Source organism: Streptomyces sp. NRRL B-1347, from assembly GCF_000720325.1.
In the GTDB taxonomy this organism is placed as follows: domain Bacteria; phylum Actinomycetota; class Actinomycetes; order Streptomycetales; family Streptomycetaceae; genus Streptomyces.
Map to the genome: position 1 here is coordinate 29,725 of NZ_JOJM01000081.1, position 18,821 is coordinate 48,545.

General features: G+C 70.8%; 20 protein-coding genes and 1 pseudogene. 10 read left to right on the top strand and 11 right to left on the bottom strand.

The annotated features are described in order from the left end of the window. Positions 1–23 precede the first annotated feature (23 nt). Positions 24–911 (bottom strand): hypothetical protein, encoded by an 888-nt coding sequence (locus tag IG74_RS0139230; protein ID WP_234334598.1) that lies wholly within the window; start codon positions 909–911, stop codon positions 24–26. 763 nt (positions 912–1,674) lie between these two features. Further along, complete coding sequence (locus IG74_RS0139235) at positions 1,675–3,030, bottom strand: glycosyltransferase family 39 protein (protein ID WP_234334599.1); 1,356 nt, start codon at positions 3,028–3,030, stop codon at positions 1,675–1,677. A 127-nt stretch (positions 3,031–3,157) separates the two neighbouring features. On the opposite strand from IG74_RS0139235, the gene IG74_RS48325 reads away from it, so the two are divergent. Genes IG74_RS48325 through IG74_RS0139245 form a run of 3 tightly spaced genes read left to right on the top strand, consistent with a single transcriptional unit; the run spans position 3,158 to position 4,587 of the window. After that, complete coding sequence (locus tag IG74_RS48325) at positions 3,158–3,508, top strand: hypothetical protein (protein WP_158857966.1); 351 nt, start codon at positions 3,158–3,160, stop codon at positions 3,506–3,508. A 48-nt stretch (positions 3,509–3,556) separates the two neighbouring features. Continuing rightward, positions 3,557–3,967: a hypothetical protein gene (locus IG74_RS48330; RefSeq protein ID WP_051856329.1), complete on the top strand. Its 411-nt coding sequence runs from the start codon at positions 3,557–3,559 to the stop codon at positions 3,965–3,967. Further along, positions 3,955–4,587, top strand: coding sequence for a hypothetical protein (locus IG74_RS0139245; RefSeq protein WP_051856331.1), 633 nt, complete (start codon positions 3,955–3,957; stop codon positions 4,585–4,587). The genes IG74_RS48330 and IG74_RS0139245 overlap by 13 nt, the downstream gene beginning before the upstream one ends. Before the next feature lie 57 nt (positions 4,588–4,644). Here IG74_RS0139245 and IG74_RS46680 read toward each other — a convergent pair. After that, positions 4,645–5,043: pseudogene (locus IG74_RS46680) on the bottom strand (hypothetical protein); the annotation flags it as partial. A 565-nt stretch (positions 5,044–5,608) separates the two neighbouring features. Beyond that, positions 5,609–6,295 (bottom strand): hypothetical protein, encoded by a 687-nt coding sequence (locus tag IG74_RS0139255; RefSeq protein ID WP_158857968.1) that lies wholly within the window; start codon positions 6,293–6,295, stop codon positions 5,609–5,611. Positions 6,296–6,697: 402 nt separating this feature from the next. Here IG74_RS0139255 and IG74_RS0139260 point away from each other — a divergent pair, with 402 nt between their 5' ends. The 3 genes from IG74_RS0139260 to IG74_RS0139280 all read left to right on the top strand — a co-directional run bounded on the left by IG74_RS0139260 (position 6,698) and on the right by IG74_RS0139280 (position 8,717). Beyond that, a complete protein-coding gene (locus tag IG74_RS0139260; protein WP_234334600.1) occupies positions 6,698–6,913 on the top strand; it encodes a hypothetical protein in 216 nt (71 codons plus the stop codon). A 588-nt stretch (positions 6,914–7,501) separates the two neighbouring features. Beyond that, positions 7,502–8,068 (top strand): SigE family RNA polymerase sigma factor, encoded by a 567-nt coding sequence (locus tag IG74_RS0139275; protein WP_051856333.1) that lies wholly within the window; start codon positions 7,502–7,504, stop codon positions 8,066–8,068. Further along, positions 8,061–8,717, top strand: coding sequence for a hypothetical protein (locus tag IG74_RS0139280; protein ID WP_158857970.1), 657 nt, complete (start codon positions 8,061–8,063; stop codon positions 8,715–8,717). Before IG74_RS0139275 ends, IG74_RS0139280 begins: the two co-directional genes overlap by 8 nt. Before the next feature lie 123 nt (positions 8,718–8,840). On the opposite strand, the gene IG74_RS53785 is transcribed toward IG74_RS0139280, so the two are convergent. Beyond that, positions 8,841–9,107 carry a MarR family winged helix-turn-helix transcriptional regulator gene (locus tag IG74_RS53785; RefSeq protein WP_324607534.1) on the bottom strand — a complete coding sequence of 89 codons (267 nt, stop codon included), beginning with the start codon at positions 9,105–9,107 and terminating at the stop codon, positions 8,841–8,843. Between the two features lie 356 nt (positions 9,108–9,463). Here IG74_RS53785 and IG74_RS51500 point away from each other — a divergent pair, with 356 nt between their 5' ends. The 3 genes from IG74_RS51500 to IG74_RS0139300 all read left to right on the top strand — a co-directional run bounded on the left by IG74_RS51500 (position 9,464) and on the right by IG74_RS0139300 (position 11,264). Continuing rightward, a complete protein-coding gene (locus IG74_RS51500) occupies positions 9,464–9,634 on the top strand; it encodes an ATP-binding protein (protein ID WP_234334604.1) in 171 nt (56 codons plus the stop codon). A gap of 269 nt (positions 9,635–9,903) precedes the next feature. Next, on the top strand, positions 9,904–10,566 hold the full coding sequence (locus IG74_RS0139295) for an MSMEG_1061 family FMN-dependent PPOX-type flavoprotein (RefSeq protein ID WP_037826849.1): 663 nt from the start codon (positions 9,904–9,906) through the stop codon (positions 10,564–10,566). A gap of 158 nt (positions 10,567–10,724) precedes the next feature. Continuing rightward, entirely contained in the window at positions 10,725–11,264 is a 540-nt protein-coding gene (locus IG74_RS0139300; RefSeq protein ID WP_030687364.1) for a GNAT family N-acetyltransferase, read from the top strand. A 34-nt stretch (positions 11,265–11,298) separates the two neighbouring features. Here IG74_RS0139300 and IG74_RS0139305 read toward each other — a convergent pair whose 3' ends face one another. From IG74_RS0139305 to IG74_RS0139315, 3 genes are all read right to left on the bottom strand, one after another. Then, entirely contained in the window at positions 11,299–11,637 is a 339-nt protein-coding gene (locus tag IG74_RS0139305) for a hypothetical protein (RefSeq protein ID WP_234334602.1), read from the bottom strand. Positions 11,638–11,796: 159 nt separating this feature from the next. Continuing rightward, positions 11,797–14,043, bottom strand: coding sequence for an FUSC family protein (locus IG74_RS0139310; protein WP_030687368.1), 2,247 nt, complete (start codon positions 14,041–14,043; stop codon positions 11,797–11,799). A 38-nt stretch (positions 14,044–14,081) separates the two neighbouring features. Next, a complete protein-coding gene (locus IG74_RS0139315) occupies positions 14,082–14,711 on the bottom strand; it encodes a cysteine hydrolase family protein (protein ID WP_030687370.1) in 630 nt (209 codons plus the stop codon). A gap of 1,001 nt (positions 14,712–15,712) precedes the next feature. Between IG74_RS0139315 and IG74_RS0139320 the strand changes: the two genes are divergently transcribed. Next, entirely contained in the window at positions 15,713–16,426 is a 714-nt protein-coding gene (locus IG74_RS0139320) for a TetR/AcrR family transcriptional regulator (RefSeq protein ID WP_063761331.1), read from the top strand. A 332-nt stretch (positions 16,427–16,758) separates the two neighbouring features. Here IG74_RS0139320 and IG74_RS52455 read toward each other — a convergent pair whose 3' ends face one another. From IG74_RS52455 to IG74_RS0139335, 3 genes are all read right to left on the bottom strand, one after another. After that, a complete protein-coding gene (locus tag IG74_RS52455; protein WP_158857972.1) occupies positions 16,759–16,914 on the bottom strand; it encodes a hypothetical protein in 156 nt (51 codons plus the stop codon). 44 nt (positions 16,915–16,958) lie between these two features. Next, the gene (def, locus tag IG74_RS0139330) at positions 16,959–17,606 is read right to left on the bottom strand and encodes a peptide deformylase (protein WP_030687375.1); all 648 of its coding nucleotides are present in this window, start codon (positions 17,604–17,606) and stop codon (positions 16,959–16,961) included. Positions 17,607–17,915: 309 nt separating this feature from the next. Then, positions 17,916–18,791, bottom strand: a complete 876-nt coding sequence (locus IG74_RS0139335) for a helix-turn-helix transcriptional regulator (protein ID WP_030687377.1) — start codon at positions 18,789–18,791, stop codon at positions 17,916–17,918. Between the last annotated feature and the right edge of the window lie 30 nt (positions 18,792–18,821).

Here is an 18,821-nt window from a genome sequence, read left to right on the forward strand (position 1 = left end):
GCGTGCGGGGAGCAGCCCCGCCCTCAGGGGCGCTTTCGCCGCCGGGGCGGGCTGTGGGCCCAGGTGCGGTGGCGCAGGAACAGTTCGCGGGCGCGGCCGCAGTAGGACCAGGGGACGTGCGTGGCGTACGGGCCGATCGCGTCGAAGACCTCCCGCGCCTCGCCGTGCCGGTTCGCGAACGACAGGGCGTGCGCCAGGTAGTTGGCGTCGTCGGCGAAGCAGGCGTGCGGCTGCGGTGTCCGGTGGCGCCACCAGCGCTCCAGTGCCTGCTCGGCCTGTGGGCAGTCGGCCCAGGGATGGATCACCAGGCCGTACGCGCCCTGGTTCTGCTCCTGCCGACAGCGGTGTGCCTCGGCAAGCACCACGAGCGGCAGGACCGCGAGGGGCTGGCCTTGGGGGGCGAGGGCCACCTGCTCCTCGGCCCACCACATGGCCTCGCCCTGGGCGCCGTGATGGCGGGGAAAGAGATAGGTGACGATCTCGTGGTGTGCCTCGCGGTTCCACGGATCGCGTTGTTTGATCTCCGACCACACGTGGTTGAGGGTGTCGCGGTCGGGGGCGTGGGTGCGGAGCAGCGCGAGCATGACGACCAGGGGCGCCACGTCTTGGGGCCACACGTCCAGCGCGGCTCGGCAGGTGGCCCAGGCCTCTTCCATCTGAGTGCGGCCCTTGTCGTGTCCCGCGAGGGCGTGCGCGGAGTGCGGCTCGGCCTCGGCCCAGGTGTCGGCGAACCGGAGCCGTGCCCCGGCCTCCGCGAGAACCTGAAGGCGGAAGATCCTTCGGTCCCAGTCCGACCCGGTGGCGACGAGTACGTCCCGCGGCCCTTCCCACCGGCCCATCGATGCGTCCTCGAGCACGTGCCGCAGCGCTTCGTCGTCTCTCGCCGGGTGCGAGTCAAGCCTGGTGGACACGGCTCGGCTTCCTGCGGGTGGGGGGAAACCCTGCTCCGGGGTGCCCGGCCGTGTCGCGGGGGAGTTGGATACGACGTCGGCCGGGGCCCCGGAGCAGGCAGCCGCGGGTGGTGCGCACCCTCCGCCGGGCGCCGCGGGGTGGAGATTGTCCTGATGCCATGTGCGTCGTCCCCCTCATGGTCTGTGCCGCCGGTTCACGTGGCCAGTTACGAGTGACGTTGCTGTGCGTGCCGTCCGAAGAGGCCTGGGTGCCGTGGCTCTTGGTGGTCAGTCAGGATGGTGCGTCCTGGTGGGCGTGGTCCCGTGGTTCCGTGGTGCCGACGCCCCGCGATGCAGTGGTCCGCGGTGCCGTGATGCCCGCACCGGCACGTGCAGGCCCCGCTCTGCGGTGGTGGCGATCGCGTGCGCGCAGCCGTCATCGAGTCCGAGGAGGGTGGTGAGCCCCGCCCGGTGCGCATGGGGGCGCCGGTGCACCCATCATTACTCCCTCTTCTCCCTCTGGCCGCAAGAGGCGCGTGCGTACCAACTCAAAGTGGGGAGGCGAGCTTCGGCCATCGTTGGTGTGTGGTGAGCCGGGGCGCGCGGTGCCTCGAGCCTTGGCCCCTGACACGTCATGGACTGACGGCTAATCAGATAGCGTGCCATTGCGAACACGGCCTGAAGAGTGGGTAGTTGGCGTGTGCCGAAGGGCATTTACTCCTTCCACGTGCACTACGGCACCCCCGATACGACCCAGGTGCCCCGGCTCTGGCTCCGGCAACGATCAGCAATGCCCCAGACGGGCATAGAGAACCACGCGGGCCCCATCGGCGCGGCGAGTCGCGCAGGGCTTGAAGTGCCGTGCCAGCACCTCCCGTTTCACCTTCTCGCCCGGTACCGCGTCGACGGGCTGTCCGGCGGGATCGGTGACCACGACGACGCGGTTCTCGGCGAGCAGTCGCACGCGCAGGACGTCGGGGGCCACCTCGGTGCCGTACAGGGTGTGCGAGTCGGCCGGGCTCCGGGCGAGGGCGATGTCGCGCAGGCCGCGCGCGGCCCACGGGTACGGGAGTGACCACACGCGGCGGCGCAGCGGAAGGTACAGCACGGCGTCGCCGGACTCCCCGGTGGCGCGCAGGGCCCGCGCGGCCGCCGTGGTGTCGTCGACCCGGCTCTCCGGGGCCCGTACATCGAGCGAGACCGGCAGCAGCGCCACGACGGCGGTGCCCAGTGCCACGACCGCCCCGAGGGCGTGCCGTCGCGCGTTACGGGTGAGCCGGTCGAGGGCCGCGCCGAGCAGGAGGGCGAGACCGGCTTGCGCGTACAGCACGTACCGGTCCACGTAGAGCGGCTTGACCACGGAGACGAGGCACAGCACGAGCGGAGGCAGGACCAGCAGCGCGAGGCCGAGGACCGGCAGCGAGACGGTGGCGCGCGCCCTCGGCCCGGGGTGCGGGCGTCTCGTCACGACGGTCACCGCGATCAGCGCGAGCGCCCACGTGCCGAGCAGTGACAGGACCGACGACCAGCTCGGGGCGCCGATCCAGTCCACCTGTGCCGACTGCCGGTGACTGAGCAGCGCCAAGGGGGCGAGCCCGAGGCCGACCGCCGTGGCGGCCACGGCCCAGGGGCGCCGAGCCGCGCGGGGCAGGGCCACGGCGTGGGCCGCCAGGGCGAGCACCGCGAACTCGTGCAGCACGCAGGCCGTCAGCATCAGCGCCCCGTAGAGGGCCCATCGGTGTGGGCGGCGCGTCTCGACCGCACGTACCAGCGCGTACGTCGCCCAGACCACCGCCGCGAGGACCAGCGCGTACGACCGTCCCTCTTGCGCGTACCACTGCACCAGGGGCAGCGGCGCGAAGGTCACCCCGGCCAGCAGCCCCGCGCGCGGCCCCGCGAGGCGTCGGCCGAGGCACGCCACCCCGGCCGTGGCGACGGCGGTCGCGGCGACGGACGGCAGCCGGAGCACCAGCAGCGGATCGGCGTCGCCGAACAGGAGGAACAGGCTCCGCATGAGGAGGTAGTACAGCCCGTGGACGGCGTCCGCGTTCTCCAGCGTCCGCCACAGGTCGGGCAGGCCGCGCCGCGCCATGTCGTAGGTGACCGCCTCGTCCCGCCACAGCGTGCCGTCACGCCGCACGCCCCACAGGCCGAGGGCCAGGGACAGCAGGACGCCGGGCGCGGTGACGGCCCGGGCGGTTCTCCGCCGACGGCGCGGGGCCGCGGGAGGAGCGGTCGTGCGAACAGGGCGGGGTACGTGCGCAGAGGTGTCGACGGCAGCGATGGCGGGCTCCGCCTACGTAGGTGTCGGCCAGGGCTACGGCCTCTACGTGCTCAGTGGCGGGCCCAACTACACGGTCGACGGCGCAGTCCTCTCCCAGCGACTCCTCTTGGCCCTCGCTCTTTCATGCATCGCGATCTTCTTCAACCGCATCCCCAAGACGCACCGGAAGATCGCCGCATACGCTCCGGTCAAGGCCCGCGCACTCATGGCCGCATCCGTGCTGCTGGCCTTCGTTCTCGTGCCGCTCATCGCCGTGTCGGGACCCGTACGGGTAACGCGCCCGGCCACGGCGGTAGCACCCCTGTGCGATCGCGGCAGTGATCGCAGCGCCTAGGTCTGCGTATGGCCGGAGCATCGCAAGTACCTCCCTGAACTGACCGCCATGGCCGATCGACTCGCCTGGATTCCGCAAGGCTGGGTCAAGCAGCCGGCCGCGTTCTACGAGTTCGGCCTGCGACCCACGAGGCTGGGAGATCCCGGCTTCGACATAGCCGAGGGGCACGTACGCCCCGCCGCCATTTCCATGGCCGCTCAGGTGTCCACACAGTCCCTGGGCTGCACGCCCCCGCGCAACGCCCGGCGCGCCTGGGAAGCCTCCAACCGCCTCGACCTGTGGCTGGAGTACCGAGCCATGGGCACGGACCCCAAGGCAGCCGACGCAGGCCTGAACATGGTGGGAGTCGCTCAGGAGCAGAGGGCAGCCGGCGAAGCCGTCGCCCTCACAGAGGCCGAGCAGGAGGTGTGGGCTGCCAAGCAGCGCGCTCAAATGAAGAAGGCCGGATGCGAAGGCTGATGCCCAGCCCTCATGTGCTCAGCCTCGCGAGGGTTCACCGGGTCGTCCCCGTGCTGGGGGGAGTCGCCGCCGTCACCGTCCTGTCCGCCGTCCTCGGCGGCACCCAGGTCCCCGTGCCTTCCCTCGAGGACGGCGGCGGCACCGTCGGCATCCCGTTCCGACGGGATCTGCCTCTCCTGTCGGCAGTGTTCCTGGCCACCCTGTGGTCGGGGCCCATGGCTGCCCACGAGCAGCTCGGCTCACGCGCCTTCCACCGGGCTCGCGTCCAGCTCCTTGCCGGAGGGGTCCTGATTGCCGTCTGCCTCTCCCTGGCAGCCGAGCCCCTGGCGGTCGACGCGGCGGCCGGACTGGTCTTCGTGCGCTCATTGCTCACCTGGTTCGGCCTGGCACAGCTGTCCACCGCCCTCTTCGGGTCCCGCCTCGCCTGGGTGCTCCCTCTGACCTCGGCCTTCCCCATCATCTGGTTCACCGGCAGCACCTGGGACTGGACCGACGGGGCTGCCCCTGATGTCGGCTTCTGGGCACTGGCGGCGGGATCTGTCGCACTGGGGAGCGCGAGCCTCGCCTGGACACCATGGCGACGGTACGCGTCACGACGTCGCAGCGAGGAGCCGAGCTGAGTGCTCAACTCGTGAATCTCCCGGCGAAGTGAGCTGGGGCAACACCACCGCAATTGGTCAGGCGGGACCACCGGGAGGGCGGCCATGATCGGCGGTCGCCTTGCCGCGGCCGCCGCGCGGTTTGTCGGATCCGGATCCGGAGCCGGCGTTGGCTGATCCGTCCGCGATGCGCTGGTGGTAGGTCTGACGGTCGATGACTTCCAGTCCGTCGACCTCCCACGGCGGCAGCCTTGCGGAATCCCGGTGCTCGTACCACACGCGCAGCGCGACGGCGGCCGCATCGTGCAGGTCATGGGCCTCCTCCCAGTAGCGGATCTCGGCGTGGTCGGTCGTGTAACGGCTGGTCAGTATGAAGGGGTGCTCATGGGCCAGTTGCTCCAGGGCTCGGCGCACCTCGGCCAGCGGCCTGGCAGGGCCGGTGACTGTCAGGGTGACGTGCCAGAGCCTTGGGGCTTCGGCGCCTTGCTCCTCGGTGTGGCTGGCACGAGTGTGCGTGGTGGTGCTCTGGCCGCTGGCAGTGACGGAATCGTCGGAGTCGCTGCCTTCCTGGGGGCCGAGGGTGCTGAGTCCTGGGCCCTCGGCGGGACGTTCACGAGTGCTTCGAGAGGCGGACTTGCGTGCCGTGGGAGTCGATGCGCGACCTGTGGTCGACTGACGGCGGGAGAGCTCTCCGGGGTGCCCGGATGCTTGCTCTGCGCGGCTCGGGTCAACGGTCTCCGTGCACGCTGTGGGCAACGCCGTGGGGCATGCCGCCTCGCGCGGATCATTGGAGGCCACGTCGTCCGCGGCGTAGCCGAGGGACCCCACCAGATGCTGCAGCTCACGAACAGAAGAGAGTCGTTCGGCCTCTCCGGTGGTCAGGCGGGTGATGTGGTGGCGCAGATGCGCGATCCTGCGCACCGCCCTGGCCAGGGAGAGAGGAGTGCGTTCACTGAGCTGCCGGGCCCCCTCGGTCCCCAGGGACGATTGCTTCAACAGAGCGTCGAATTCCTCATCCTGGGCGTCGACGGCTTCGTCCTGGTCACTCATGGCGCTCATCCTCCTCCCGCTTCGCCGCCGTCCTCCACCGGTAGAGCAGTCCCTCGATGGCGCGGACCGATGACGCGCCGAGGATCTGCTTGATCTCTTCCTGCGTGTAGTCGTCAAGTGTCAGGGCGACGGCCGTCCGCATGCGAGGGTCGCAGATGTTGGTGAGGTCATCCAGCACCCGAAGTTTGCCCAGGACCTCGGAGGCGACGTTGTTGACCGTGGGGGGTTCAGCGGTGGCCCCGGCCTGGTGCACGGCGCGGCGCCACCTCTCTTGGTGGCTGCGGTGTCGGCGGTACTCGTTGGGAAACTCGTATGCGCACGCGCCCATGAAGTACGTGGCGATACTGGCGCCGCCGTTGGGGCTCCACCCGCCCTCCACCAGGGCCCGCTGGCGGAACCGCGGCAAGGCGCGAGCCACCGTCATCGTCGCCAACTCCTCCCGCACGTCGCTGTCCCGGGCAAGCTCTTCGATTTCGCGCTCATCAGGGTGGAGGTCGAAGCCGTGCGTGGCGAGGAGCTGGAACAAGAACCCGGAGTGCATCCAGGCGCGGAGCACCGAGATGCCGTACCTGGCCAGTTCCTCCTCGAACCGTTCGTAACGACGTCCGGCGAAGCCGTCCCGGGCCAGCAGCAGGACCATCTGTCGGTCGGCCATCCGACGGTCGATGTTCTCCTGCAACCGCCGCGTCTCGCGCCTGTGAGGGGAATCCACCTTGCGCAGTGTGCTCGCGGGGACCGGGGCGCCGAGCTGGTTCCCGCAGGGCTCACCGGCAGGTGGTAGGTTCCGGGCACGCGTACCGGCGGACTGCCCGTCGCCGGGCTGACCGTCATCTCGCATCGCCTCCCCCTTTGGTCGTCACCGTCGCGCCCCGGCCGGAAGCGCTGGCTCTGGCTGCTACCTCGGCTCCCTCACAGGACGCCCCCTTGTATGTCCGGTGCCCGCAGGGACCCCACGAGCTCTTTCATGATTCTTTGGGGCCGGTCCGTTCGGAGTCGTCCGGTGCAACACGTCCGTGGGGTGCCAGGAGAGCCACGACATAGGAGCGGTCGTCACAACCCCGACCCAGCCATGGAGACGTACGTGAGCTCTTCGCCTGCACCCACGCCGCCGAACCAGCCCGAGCGCGATCCGTTCCTGTCAGTGCACACCGCCCTCGTGCTCCTGACGGCGGCCGTCGTCGGCCTGGTCATGGGAGGGCTCGTCCTCGTCGGCGGCGGCACGGCCGCCGAAGCGGCCCTCACCGGCCTCACCGCAGGCGGCGCCAGCGTTCCCGTGCTCCGTCGCCTCATCGGCTGATGTCCCGCTCGCACGGAGGCATGCGACCGGGACAAGCTGGCCTGGCACACCCGGACGCTTCTCGGGCGCGCACTTCTCAGGGCGAGTCTGCTGCTGAACGGTGGCACCCGGTAGAGGTTCGTCCGCATCCGTGTCTGAGTGGCCACCTGGCCCGCGCGGCCGAGGCACTGATCATGAGCTGGCTGCCCGGCGGGCAGAGAGGAAGCAAGCAGGCCGAGATCACGTACGCCCCTCTGAACCCCGAGATCAAGAAGCCGGTCGGCTGATGACGACTCGTGCTCGCCGCGTCGTTCATCCTGCTGTTCGGCGCGATCCTGGTCGCCGGTAACGCGTCCGTGGCGGTGGGGGGGGCAGCGGCGCTGGCCTGACCGAACGACGATGAGGGACGGTGCTGCCGCGGCTCGCTCTGCTGTGGGTCTGTGGATGCTGGCGGCCCATCATCACCGGACCTCACCACCATGCACTCCGATGCATGGCTGATCGCTGGGGTCCGTTGTGCCTCCCTGGTCGGAACGGAGACGTAACATCGCCGCCCTCCCGGGCGTGTACCAGGCAGACAACAACGACCGGGCGAGGGAATGGGGGACGATGGGACAGCGTAGAGAGGGGCCGGCCGCAGCGCGGCGGGTGGAGGAGTTCGACGCGTTCTACGCCGCGACGGCCAAGCGGACCGTCGCTGTCGTCTACGCGATGACGGGGGACCTCGCCGAGGCGGAGGACGCCGTCCAAGAGGCGTACGTACGGGCATGGCAGCGCTGGGGGAAGCTCACAGGAGAGGGGGATGACCCCTTGCCCTGGGTGCGGACGGTGGCTGCCCGTCTCGCCATCAGCACCTGGCGCAGGACGCGGAACCGGGTGCGCGCCCAGTTCCGGCACGGCCCGCAGACGGACGTACCGGAACTGTCGGCGGACCGGGTGGCGCTGGTGGCGGCCCTGCGCGAACTCCCGCCCCGGCAGCGGCAGGTGGTGGTCCTGCACCACCTCCTGGACCTGCCGGTGGAGCAGGTCGCCCGGGAGACGGGCACGACCAACGGCGCGGTGCGCACCCGGCTGAGCCGGGCACGCAAGGCACTCGGCGCCCGCCTGACCCGTGACGAGGACACCGGCGCGGCCCGTTCCGCACCCATCACCGAGGAGGTCGCGAATCATGGCTGATGTGAAGATCGAGGAACTCCTCGACGACGTGGCGGTGCGACTGCCGAGTGCGGTGCAGGTGCGCGCCCGGGGCGGACGGCGGCGGGTCCGTCGCCGGGTCGCGGGCGCGGTCATGGGCGCGACGGTGGTGATGGCCGGGGCGCTGGTGTGGGCGAGCACGGATGCCCTCGACCGACGGGCGCACCCGGCAACGAATCCGAGTACCCCGGCGATCGTCGTCGACGGCATGCCGCGGATTCTGCCCGCCGACGAGGTCCCGGGGAACGACCGCTGGCACTGGCAGGCCCAGGAAGAGGACACGAAGGACTCACCGCTGCCGCGGATCGCGGAGCGCGACACGTGCCCCGATTCGTTCCGCGAGCGGAAGACCCCCGAGCACATCCAGTACTCCGCCACGTACTACTCCGAGGCCGTCGACGGCGGGGCTTCCGCGAGTCACCGCATCGTCTCCTACGCGAGCTCGGAGGAGGCTGGCCGCGAACGCGCGGCTTACGAGGCGGAACTGGAGGCCTGCGGTCTGACCTACCGGGGCGGTGAGCGGCCGCGCTGGTCGGGCATGGCCACCGGCGATGGCAGCCGCCTGCGCGTCACCGTCCAGCAGGACGGCAAGTGGCTCTCGGTGGTGGAGGTGCAGGTCGAGTCCTCCTGATGGAGTTTCCGCCCCCTGCACGCGGCGGTCAGCGTGGACCAGCACGCCATCAAACAGAAGGCTGACTACCCATCAAATGGATCAACTCGCGCGACAGCGTTCTCTGCGCTGGCTGGGTGCCGTTCAACGAGGTGGCTGTTGCCGACTCGACTCGTACAGCCTGTGCAGGCCGCGGAGGAACGCCTGTCGGTCTGGGGCCGGGATCTGTTCGAGCAGGCGATGCGCTCCGTCCTGGATGGCGGTCCGCGCGGAGTCCCGAAGCCGGCGGCCTTCGGTGGTGGGAGAGAGCAGGCGTGCCCTGCGGTCCTTGGGGTCCGGCTGGCGGGTGAGCAGTCCGCGTGCCTCCAAGTCGTCGAGTACGGCGATGATTCGCGTCTTGTCGGCGCGGATGGCCTCGGCCGGCGCGGCCTGGGCAGCTGCGGGCCGCGCCGCGGCGGCCGAGTGCGCAACGGCGTCTCATCGAGCTGGGACAGCACGGCGTAGGCCCACATGGTCAGGCCGTGGGCGTCAAGGACCGGCTGTTGGGCTGCCATCAGAGTCCTGGACGCCTGGTGCCGACCACGGCCGGGGCGGCTCCGTCCTGGTCAGCACCACCGACTTCAAGCTCGACGGGATCACCGACCTACTGGGCGTCCATCGCGCGGCCCGGCGGCTCGCGACGGGCTGGCCGGAGCTGGCAGGGGCCTACGGGATGTGGCTCTGGGCGCGCACAGCGCCTGAACGGCGTGGCAGGCGGAGGCTTGTGGGTGAGGTCGCTGTTCGAACGGTTCCGCAGCGGGTCGGGGTCGACGGGGCTCGGCCTGTCCATCGCCTCCTGGGTCGCCCACGCGTACGGCGGCAGCCTCACCGCCGAGAGCGCTGAGCGCGGAGAGGGTGGCGGGGCCCGCTTCGTGCTGCGCCTGCCCGCCGGGGACTGACCGCTCGCCCGGCCGGGCCGCGGGCCTCATCAAAACCTCATCATCGTCCAGCGATGCGTCCGTGCCCTGACCCGATCGTAAATCCCGGAGCCCGCGGCGGCTGGTGGGCCCTCGGGGCGGCTCGTGGTGCCCGGCCCTCAGGGCCACACGCTCAGTAACCGAAGGGTGAGGTCTTGCGACCGAGCCGAGGAGCAGCGGCCGGTTCGCACGGGCGAGATCACGTGCTGACCCACACACTGCTCCGGTCGTCTCCTAGGGTCGTCCTTATGATGATCGACACTGCAGCCGACGGCTTGCTCTTCGAATCGCTTCGGGCGGACGCCCTCACCAGCCCTGACCAGCTGCGCGAGCTCTACGAGCAGCCGAACGAAAACGCGCTCCGCAAGGAGATCGACCACCTGACCGAGGAGACCCGGGCGCTGATCGGCTGTTCCTCGCTGATGTTCATCGGCAGTGCGGACGCCGAGGGCCGGGCGGACGTGACGCCGCGTGGCGGCCCGGCGGGATTCGTCTCGGTGCTGGACGAGCGAACCTTGGTGATACCCGACGCGACCGGCAACAAGCGGCTCGACACCATGCACAACATCCTGCAGACAGGACGCGTCGGACTGCTCTTCCTCATCCCCGGCCGCCCGACCACGCTGCGCGTCAACGGCCGCGCCTGCGTCTCCGCGAGCCCGGAGCTGCTCGCCCAACTCACACCCGTGGGAAAGCCGCCGGTCGCGGCGATCGTGGTGCAGGTCGAGCAGGCCTACCCGCACTGCCCGAAGTCGCTGATGCGCGCCAACGCCTGGCGACCGGAGCAGTGGCTTCCTGCTGACGCCCAGCCGACCAGCGCCGAGGTGACGCTGGCTCAGCTGAACCTGCCGGGCCTGACCATCGAGCAGATCGAGGAGATCGAGCGGGAGTCGCTGCGCACGCGGTACGAGTGACTTCGGACGGAGTCGCGCCTCGACCGGCCCTGACCGATGGCGCGGCTTCCCCGTACGGCCCGCGTCGCTGTGGGACGACGGGCCGTACGGGGGTGACTCGTTCACCGCAGAAGCGGACGCAGCGGGGTCTGTCAGTGGGTCCTGCCAGACTCCGCGGTATGACCACCGACTCCTTCCACCTGCACCAGGCCGCCTCAATCCGCGACACCGATCCGCACCTGCGCCAAGCCCTGCTCGAGTGCTGGGTCGACGTCACCAACGACGGCGGCGCCGCGGGCTTCCCCTTACCGCCCATCGACACCCAGCACGCCGCGCCCGCCCTCGACGCCATCATCGAGAGCCTCGCCCCGTACACGTCCCGTCTGCTGACCGCCTGGGACGGCAGCGAACTGGTCGGCTGGCTGCACCTGCGCCGCGACCCGGCTCCGCTCACCGCCCACTGGGGGACCGTGCACCACGTGCAGACCCACCCCAGCACCCGCGGCCGGGGTATCGGCGCCGCCCTGATGGAACACGCCCACCACGTCGCCCGCACCGAGATGGGCCTGGAGCAACTCCACCTGGCCGCACGCGCCGGAGCGGGTCTGGAGACCTTCTACGCCCGACTCGGCTGGAAGGAGATCGGCCGCTGGCCCGGAGCCCTGCGCCTGGCCCCCGGAGACGACCGCGACGAAGTCCTCATGCTCCTCCACCTGTAACGGCACGCGGGGGCGGCCTTCATCGTCGCTTGGGTCACGCGGCGTCGAGGGCATCGGTGATCTTCCGGGCCACGGCGGCCGGCGCGGGCCCGGGCTCACCCTGGTGTGCGCGGGCGGCCGCCTTCACGGCGATGACGACGGTGTCGCGGAAGTCGGCGGCCTCTGCCGGGGACTGCTGGTTGAGCAGGTCCATCGCCGCGGTGAGGGCGGGCAGGACGTGGTCGGCGAGCGCGGCCGTGGTGGTGCCGCCCAGGTTCTTGATGCGGGTCTTTTCAGCGAGGATGTGCCCGACTTGGCCGGTGGCGGACGTGAGGGCGATGGTGCCGTGGGTGGCGGCCATGTGGGGCTTGCCTGCGGCACCCGCGGCGGCCATCAGCGAGACGGCACCGTAGGCGGCGCTGCGCAGGGTGTCCTTGTCCTGGGCGGTGAGGGCAGGACACCTCTGCTCCCGGGGAGGTGTCTCGGCGGCGGCCGTCAGCGCGGCACGGTGGTAGGCGTCCGCTCCACAGGAGCGGCGGACACGCGGCCGGCGTCAGGAGTCATCACGGACGGGCAGCTGAAGCGTGCGCGCCAGGGCCTGGATGCTCTCGTCGACGCGGTGCAGGTGCCGCAGGGCCCGTCGTGTCGCGTGGATGTCCTCGGCGCGCGCCTCACCCTCGCTCACTGCTGGCTGGGTGGGAATTCCGGGGCCGCGCACGAGCGCGGTGCCGCCCTCGTTTCGGACGGCCACCTGGCTGATCAGGATCGCGAGGTTGCGGTCGATCCGGTAGGCCTCGCGAACCAGGCGGGGATCGGTGCCGATGCGGAGGTCGGCGGGTACCAGTTCGGCCGTGGCAGCCAGGCTGCGGGCGTGGAAGGCCGCGGTTTCCAGCAGCCCCAGCACGCAGAGCGCGGTGCGCCGTCGGGACCGCGACGGGCTGAGCGGGGTGATCAGCGGCTGCACCGAAAGGCGCAGGCTCTCCAGGGCCGAATCCAGCGCGCGGGCCGGATCGAGCAGGTCTCCGCCGGACTCGCCGCCCAACTGGGCCAGCGATGAGGAGAGCACCGCGCGCAGTTGCTCCAGCGCGTCGCGCAGCATCTGGTCCGTGCGTTCCCGGGTGCGCACCGGCAGTACGAGCAGAGCGGCGATCAGCCCGCACGCGATCCCCAGCGCGGTCTCCTCGATCCGCACCACCAGCACGCCAGGGGTGAGGGAGTGGAGCAGCGCGTACAGCATGCCGATCATCGTGGTGACGAAGAAGGACATCAGGGTGTAGGACACCGTGATCGTGTAGTACATCCCGAACACGCTGAGGCCCGCCAGGGCGAAGGACAGCCAGGAGGTGTTGCCTATCAGGGCGGCGAGGGCGAGCCCGGCGGCGACACCCGCGACCGTGCCGACCAGGCGCCGGTATCCCCTGACCAGGATCTCGCCGGTGGAGGAGGTGCTGATGAACACCACCCAGCAGGTGAACACGGCCCAGTACCAGCGCTGCGGCGAGATCAGTTCACCGCCGATGACAGCCAGCGCCGATCCCGTCGCGACCTGGAGTGCGGTCCTGGTGGTGGGGCGGACGCGAGGGCCCTGTTGCTGCGGTACGGGCTCCTTTGCCAGGCCGGAGTCCTCTGTCATGGACTCCTTGCGCGACCGAGCCGTCTCGGGGGTGCCCCGGGCCGCCAGGGTTGGCCCGTCGGCGGCCGGGCACAGCCCGATCAGGGCGCGGGTGAGGTCCCCGGCAGAGCGGAAGACGTCCTGCATCGCCGGGGACGCGTCGGGCAGTTGCTCGTCACCGAGGTAGCCGAGCAGCCGATCACGCACCGCGGCGGGATCGGTGTCCGCCGGCCGCTGCGGACCCGTGCCGATCGCCGCGCGCAACGCACGCAGCTCCGAGACCAGCACGGGCAGCGCCGCCGCATCAAGGGCGCTGATGGCGGATCCGGCGGGGCGGACCTTCGGCAGGTGCGGGGTCAGGGTGTCGACGTCCGCACCGGGCCGCAGGACCCGCAGCACGAGGACGGCCAGCCGCTCCACGGCCGTCTCCGCTTCGGCCACGCGGCGCTGGACCGAGGAGGCGGTGCGTGCGTCGGGCGTGCCGGCTGCCAGCCCGTTCTGGATCATCAACGCGCCTGTGTGCAGGCGGGCCGTGGACCGGCGCAAGGCGCTCACCGCCCGCTCGGCGCGCGGCGCTCGCGGTCCGTCCTCGGCCACTTCGATCAGCGCGTCGAGCACCAGGGCCAGACGCAGCCCAAAGGCCCGCCGCAGCCGTGCCAGCGTCCGCCCGGGCGACGAACGCAGGACGGCGAACCGGACCAGCGCCGAGCTGGCGAAGGCCACAAGGACGGCCAGGAACAGCTGCGGCAACTGCTCCACGCGGGTGTTGACGAACTGGGTCACGAAGAAGAGCTGGAAGGCGAAGATGCCCAGCGTGGTCGCGCGCGGGCCCAGCCGCCGGATGTAGAGGGCGGCGAAGATCAACAGCACGAACACCACGTCCGCCGCGACCCGGTACGGTGCCAGCACGCTGCCGACCGCCACGGCCGCCAAGGCGACCGGCACCCCCGTCGCGAGGGTCAGCGCCTGGTCGCGCGGCCGGGGTTCGGTGACCGCGGCCGCGCTGACCATCGCCGTGAGGGCACCCGTCACCAGGATCGGCACCGGGGCATGCAGCGCCGCGAGGACGCCGAGTGTCAGCCCGGTCGCGCAGACCGTGCTGAGCGCGGACCGCATCCGGATCAGTCCGGGATCGGATGCCAGGAAGCGGTCGTAAGCGTCCGCCAACCGCGTTCGTACCCGCTGCATGCCCTGCTGCTCTCTTCGCCGGATCGGTGGTGAAGGTGTTACGCCGTCAGCTCGTCGAGCGAGGCCAGGAAGTCGTCAACGCCGGTCACGTTGTGGGAGACCATGGTCAGGCCGCGCATCATCGCCTGGTAGGTGACCAGACCGCCGGGGGCGGCTATCGCATCGGTGAACGCCGTCACGTGGTAGCCGCGCTCCATCGCGGTGCGGGCCGTTGACTCCACGGCCATGATCCCGGAGACCCCCGCGATCGCCAGATAGTCGACGTTGCGCTGCCGCAGCTGGAACTCGAGGTCGGTGTGCTGGAGCACGTCGAGGCCCTTGTGCGGTGCGAGGATCACCTCACCCGGCTGCGGGGCCAGCTCCTCGTGGAACTTGGTGTTCCAGGTGCCGGCCTCGAACATCCGCTGGTCGAACATCTGCCGGTGAATCCCGGAGACGTGCCGCCAGGTCGAGTAGTCCTCATCGGTGAAGGCGGTCGTCGAGTAGAAGACGGGAACGTCCTGGTGCCGCCGCACTCCGGCGATGAGCTTCTTCAGGCTGTCGATCGTGCCCAGGCGTTCGTATTCCGGCGCGTAGATGGAATAGCCCTTGCCGTCCTTCGAGAAGTTCTCGTTGACGAGGTCAACGAGCAGCAGTCCCACTCGACCGCGTTCGTAGTTGCCTGCCATGGCCGTCCTCCAGGTAGAAGTCGTCAGCGGTGGCCCCGCCGAGGTCAATCGTTACAGTGAATGACTGTAACTTAATTGGTGCGTGAGCGCGAGCCCGACCATCAACTCCCCCTCCTGAAGCGGTTGCGGAGGGACGGACAGAACGCCGTCCCTGTACGGCCCACCGAGTGCCGAATGGCCCGAGGCCCTGGTCCGCAGGGCACCTTCAGGAGGTGCTGGACACCTGCTGCGGAAGCGCCAGGGCCAGCCTCCTCGTGCTGATCCAACGGCTCGGCTCGGCCGGCACTGTCTTCGGCGCCGCTACGCCGAGCTCGCCCGGGAGGCCGCCGAGCTGTGCCCGCCACCACGCGAAGCGGACCCCAGCGCGACGAGAGCGCGTCGCACGCAAGACGAAGCCCTGCCGTCGGCAACCGGGAGTCACCCCGCGCTCGCCCGCGCCGCCCCGCAGGGCCCGCGCTGCCGGAACCGCCGGGCCGGGCGTCGTGCGCATCGCTGGGCCGCGTGACTTGCCGGCGCCGCTGGGCCTGGCGCGGCCCGGCAGAACCTCGTCCTGGCCGAGGCCTGGATCGAGGATCCAGTCGTCTGCGAAGGCGGAACACCCCGGAGATCTGCAGGGTGTCGCCCGCCGCGCGTAGTTGAGCAGTTCGCGGAGCTTCGGGCGCTGACGGGGGAGGCGGCTGGAGGTTCCGGAGCCCTCTCGTGCGCGGCGCCCGGCACATCCTCGAGGTGCTCGACGTCCTCCACCGCGGCCGCCCCGCCCTGCGCATCCGACGCGCTCTTCGTGATGGACCTCGCCGCCCGCGCTCCGGGGAAGCGCAGTCGAGGACGAGGGCGTTGCCGTCCTTGTCTCGCCGCGAGCGAGGTCCTTCCTGACGGTCGCGTGGCTCAACTGTGAAGGATCATGCACCATAGATAACGTTACAGATAAGGTACGTAACTAAACTTCGAGTGCCGCAGATCCTAGAGGCCTACTACTGTGAACCCGACAAGGAGGAACCGCTGTGAGCAGCAGGAACGAGACGGCCGTCAGTCGCACGCGCCGCCCGCGGGGCCGCGCGCAGGCGGCCGAGGCAACGACCAAGCAGCAGGCCGCACCGCATCCCGGTGGCAGGCCCCGCGACCCCGCGATCGAGGAGGCAATCCTCAAGGCCACCCGCGCGCGCCTGGCCGCCGACGGCTACTCGCGCATGACGATCGGTGACATCGTCGCGGACGCCGGCGTCACCCGCCCCACCCTCTACCGCCGCTGGCCCGGCAAGTACGAACTCACCGTGGATGCCCTCCTGTACGGCCTGCGCAAACAACGCGAGGCCTACCAGCCCCTCGCCTTGGAGGCCATGACCCCGCTCGAGGCGTTCACCGAGGCGGTCCGCCGGGTCGACCCCCGCTACAGCAATCCGCGTGCCATGTCCCTGCACGGCAACTTCATGGCCGAAGCCGAACGCGAACCCGAGCTGTTCGCCTTGATCCGCGAGCACGCCACCAAGCCGCGCTGCGACGAACTCCTGGAGACCCTGCGCCACCTCCAGGACGCCGGGGCTGTCCGACAGGACGCCGACCTCGACGCCGCCGTCACCCTCTGCCTCGGCAGCTACTTCGGCGACTACCTGCTCACCGGTCGGGAGACCCCCGACGACCTCGCCGACCGCACCGTCGCCCTTCTGTGGCCCGTCCTGCGGGCGGACGACAGCGCACAGGCGCCGCCCGCCGCGTGAGGGCGGACACACCCGGAGGGAATGCCCGACGGCCGCGGCCCAGTGTGGTCTTGGCCGTCTCCCGGGCGCCCCACCCGTCTGCAACCGGTTACTGAGTTCCGGCACGGGCGACCGGTCCAAGCCCTAAGTCCGGGTGAGAGGTCTGGGCTTGGGGGCGGACGGGGGTGAGGCGACACCGACGGAATGCGCTGCCCCAGGCCTCGACAAGGGCGCGGCGGCCGCAGGCTCCGGGCCGGCTGGCTGGAGCGGGCTATGCGGTGCGGTTCTGTGCGGCGAACAGCCTGGCTGCTGCGGCGCTGCTGCCTCGTCGCGCCGGGCGGTCGCCTTGCCGGTCAGCGGGACCGGCTGATGGCGATCGTCGGCCACAGGGCGGCGGCGACCCGCTGTGTGTGGTCGGCGGGGGTCACGCGGCCGGTGCGCAGGTAGTCGGCGAAGTAGCTGCCGAAACACAAGCGGACGACCGTTTCGAGGTCGCTGTCCGCGCGCACGGCGCCGCGCTGCCAGCCGAACTCACATAGGCGGTGGAGGCTGGTCAGCCGCGCAGGGCGCGGGCCCGTGCGTCGCGCTGTGCCAGCACCGTTTGGCGGTTGGCGGCCATCTCCTGAAGTGCGCGGGTGCGCTGCTCGGGGGTGAGGTGGTCGATGTAGAGGGTGCCGTCGAGGTGGTCGGTCTCGTGCTGGAAACACCGGGCGAGCAGGCCCTGGCCCTCGAGGGCGTTGCCGTCCTTGTCCTGGCCGCGCACGATCGTACGCGCGGCCCGGGGGACTTCGTGGAGCCCACCGCCCGGCACCGAGAGGCAGCCCTCCTTGCCCGCGGCGGGCTCTGCGGGTTCTGTGGGCCCAGCGGGCTCTGCGGGCCGAGGGGCGTCGATGACGGGGTTGCAGATGTGTCCGATGTGGCGCAGCCCGTCCTCGCCGGGGCAGTCGTAGACGAAGACCTGGAGGTCGACACCGATCTGGTTCGCGGCCAGGCCGACCCCCTGGGCCACGTGCATGGTGAAGAACATGTCATCGATGAGCCGCGCGAGCTCGGGGCCGAACTCGGTGACCTCGGCACACCGGCGGTGCAGCACCGGCGCACCGACCTCGGTGATGGACTGGTAGGAACCGCGCAGGGCTTCCGGTGGCAGTGACCGCTCAGTCGGCGGGGCGGGGACGGCATCGGTCCGGGGCGTGGACATAGCGAGTGAGGTCCTTTCTGATGGCCGTACGGCTCAGCTGTGGAGGATCATGCAATGAGTAGCGTTACAAAGAAGAATTGTAACTAAATCTGGATCGCGGACTTCAGGGCCTGCTACCGGAAGGCGCGGGGCGCTGCGGTGAGCGCAGCAAGAGGGATCGAGACCAGGTTCAGTTCGCCGCAGGGGCGGGCGTGTGATGCGGGCCGCGGTGGCCTTGGATGCTCCCCAGAGGGACGGCGGTGTGCTGAAGCAGCCGCCCGCCGAGGGCGGTGGTTGCTGCGCTGGCCATCCGGGGCCGACATCGGCGTCTCAGTGGGTGTGGTCCAGCCAGGGAGCCTCGGGGTGGGCCAGGAGCTGGTCCATGCGCGAGCGGCTGTCCTCATCGGCAGGGGTCCACACGGTGACGATCGTTTCGGCTACGGCGGGCAGTTCCATGCGCGTCAGGGACAGCGACAGCTCGCCGACCGCCGCGTGGTGGTAGGTCATGGTCTGGGTCGGCGGTGCCCCGACGTCGTGGGTGGCCCACAGCCGCGTGAATTCCGGGCTGGCGGTGGCCAGTGCGCGGATCAGGTCGGTCCAGGCCGGGTCGTCGAGGTGGTGGGCGAAGTCGGCGCGGAACGAAGCGACCATGTGCGGCAGGCCGACGTCGCGGTTGACGAACTGGCGGCAGCACTCGGGGGTGGTGAACATCTCCCACAAGACGTTGCGGGAGCTCTCGGGTGAGGTGAGCCGTGGCCACAGGGCGGCGGCCGCCGCGTTCCAGCCCAGCAGGTCCCAGCGGGTGTTGATGGCCGCGGCGGGGAAGCCGGTGATGGCGTCGAGGATCGTCTGCAAGGTGGGGGTGATCGGGTTGGCGGTGGTGGCCACCGCGGGGATCGGGACCTCCGCCAGGCGGTAGAGGTGGGCGCGTTCGGCGGCGTCCAGGCGCAGGGTGGTGGCGATGGCGTCCAGGATCTGCGCGCCGACGTTGATGGGGCGTCCCTGCTCGAGCCAGGTGTACCAGGTGATGGAGACTCCGGCCAGATGCGCGACCTCTTCGCGGCGCAGTCCTGGTGTCCGGCGGCGCAGTCCTGGTGCCAGGCCGGCCGCGGCGGGGGTGAGGCGGTCGCGGCGGCTGCGCAGGAACGCGGCGAGTTCGGTGCGGCGGGGGGTGGCGGCGGAGTTCACCTCCCCATCATCAGCCATGCCCGGCACCGACTGCCAGGTGCTGCTGGC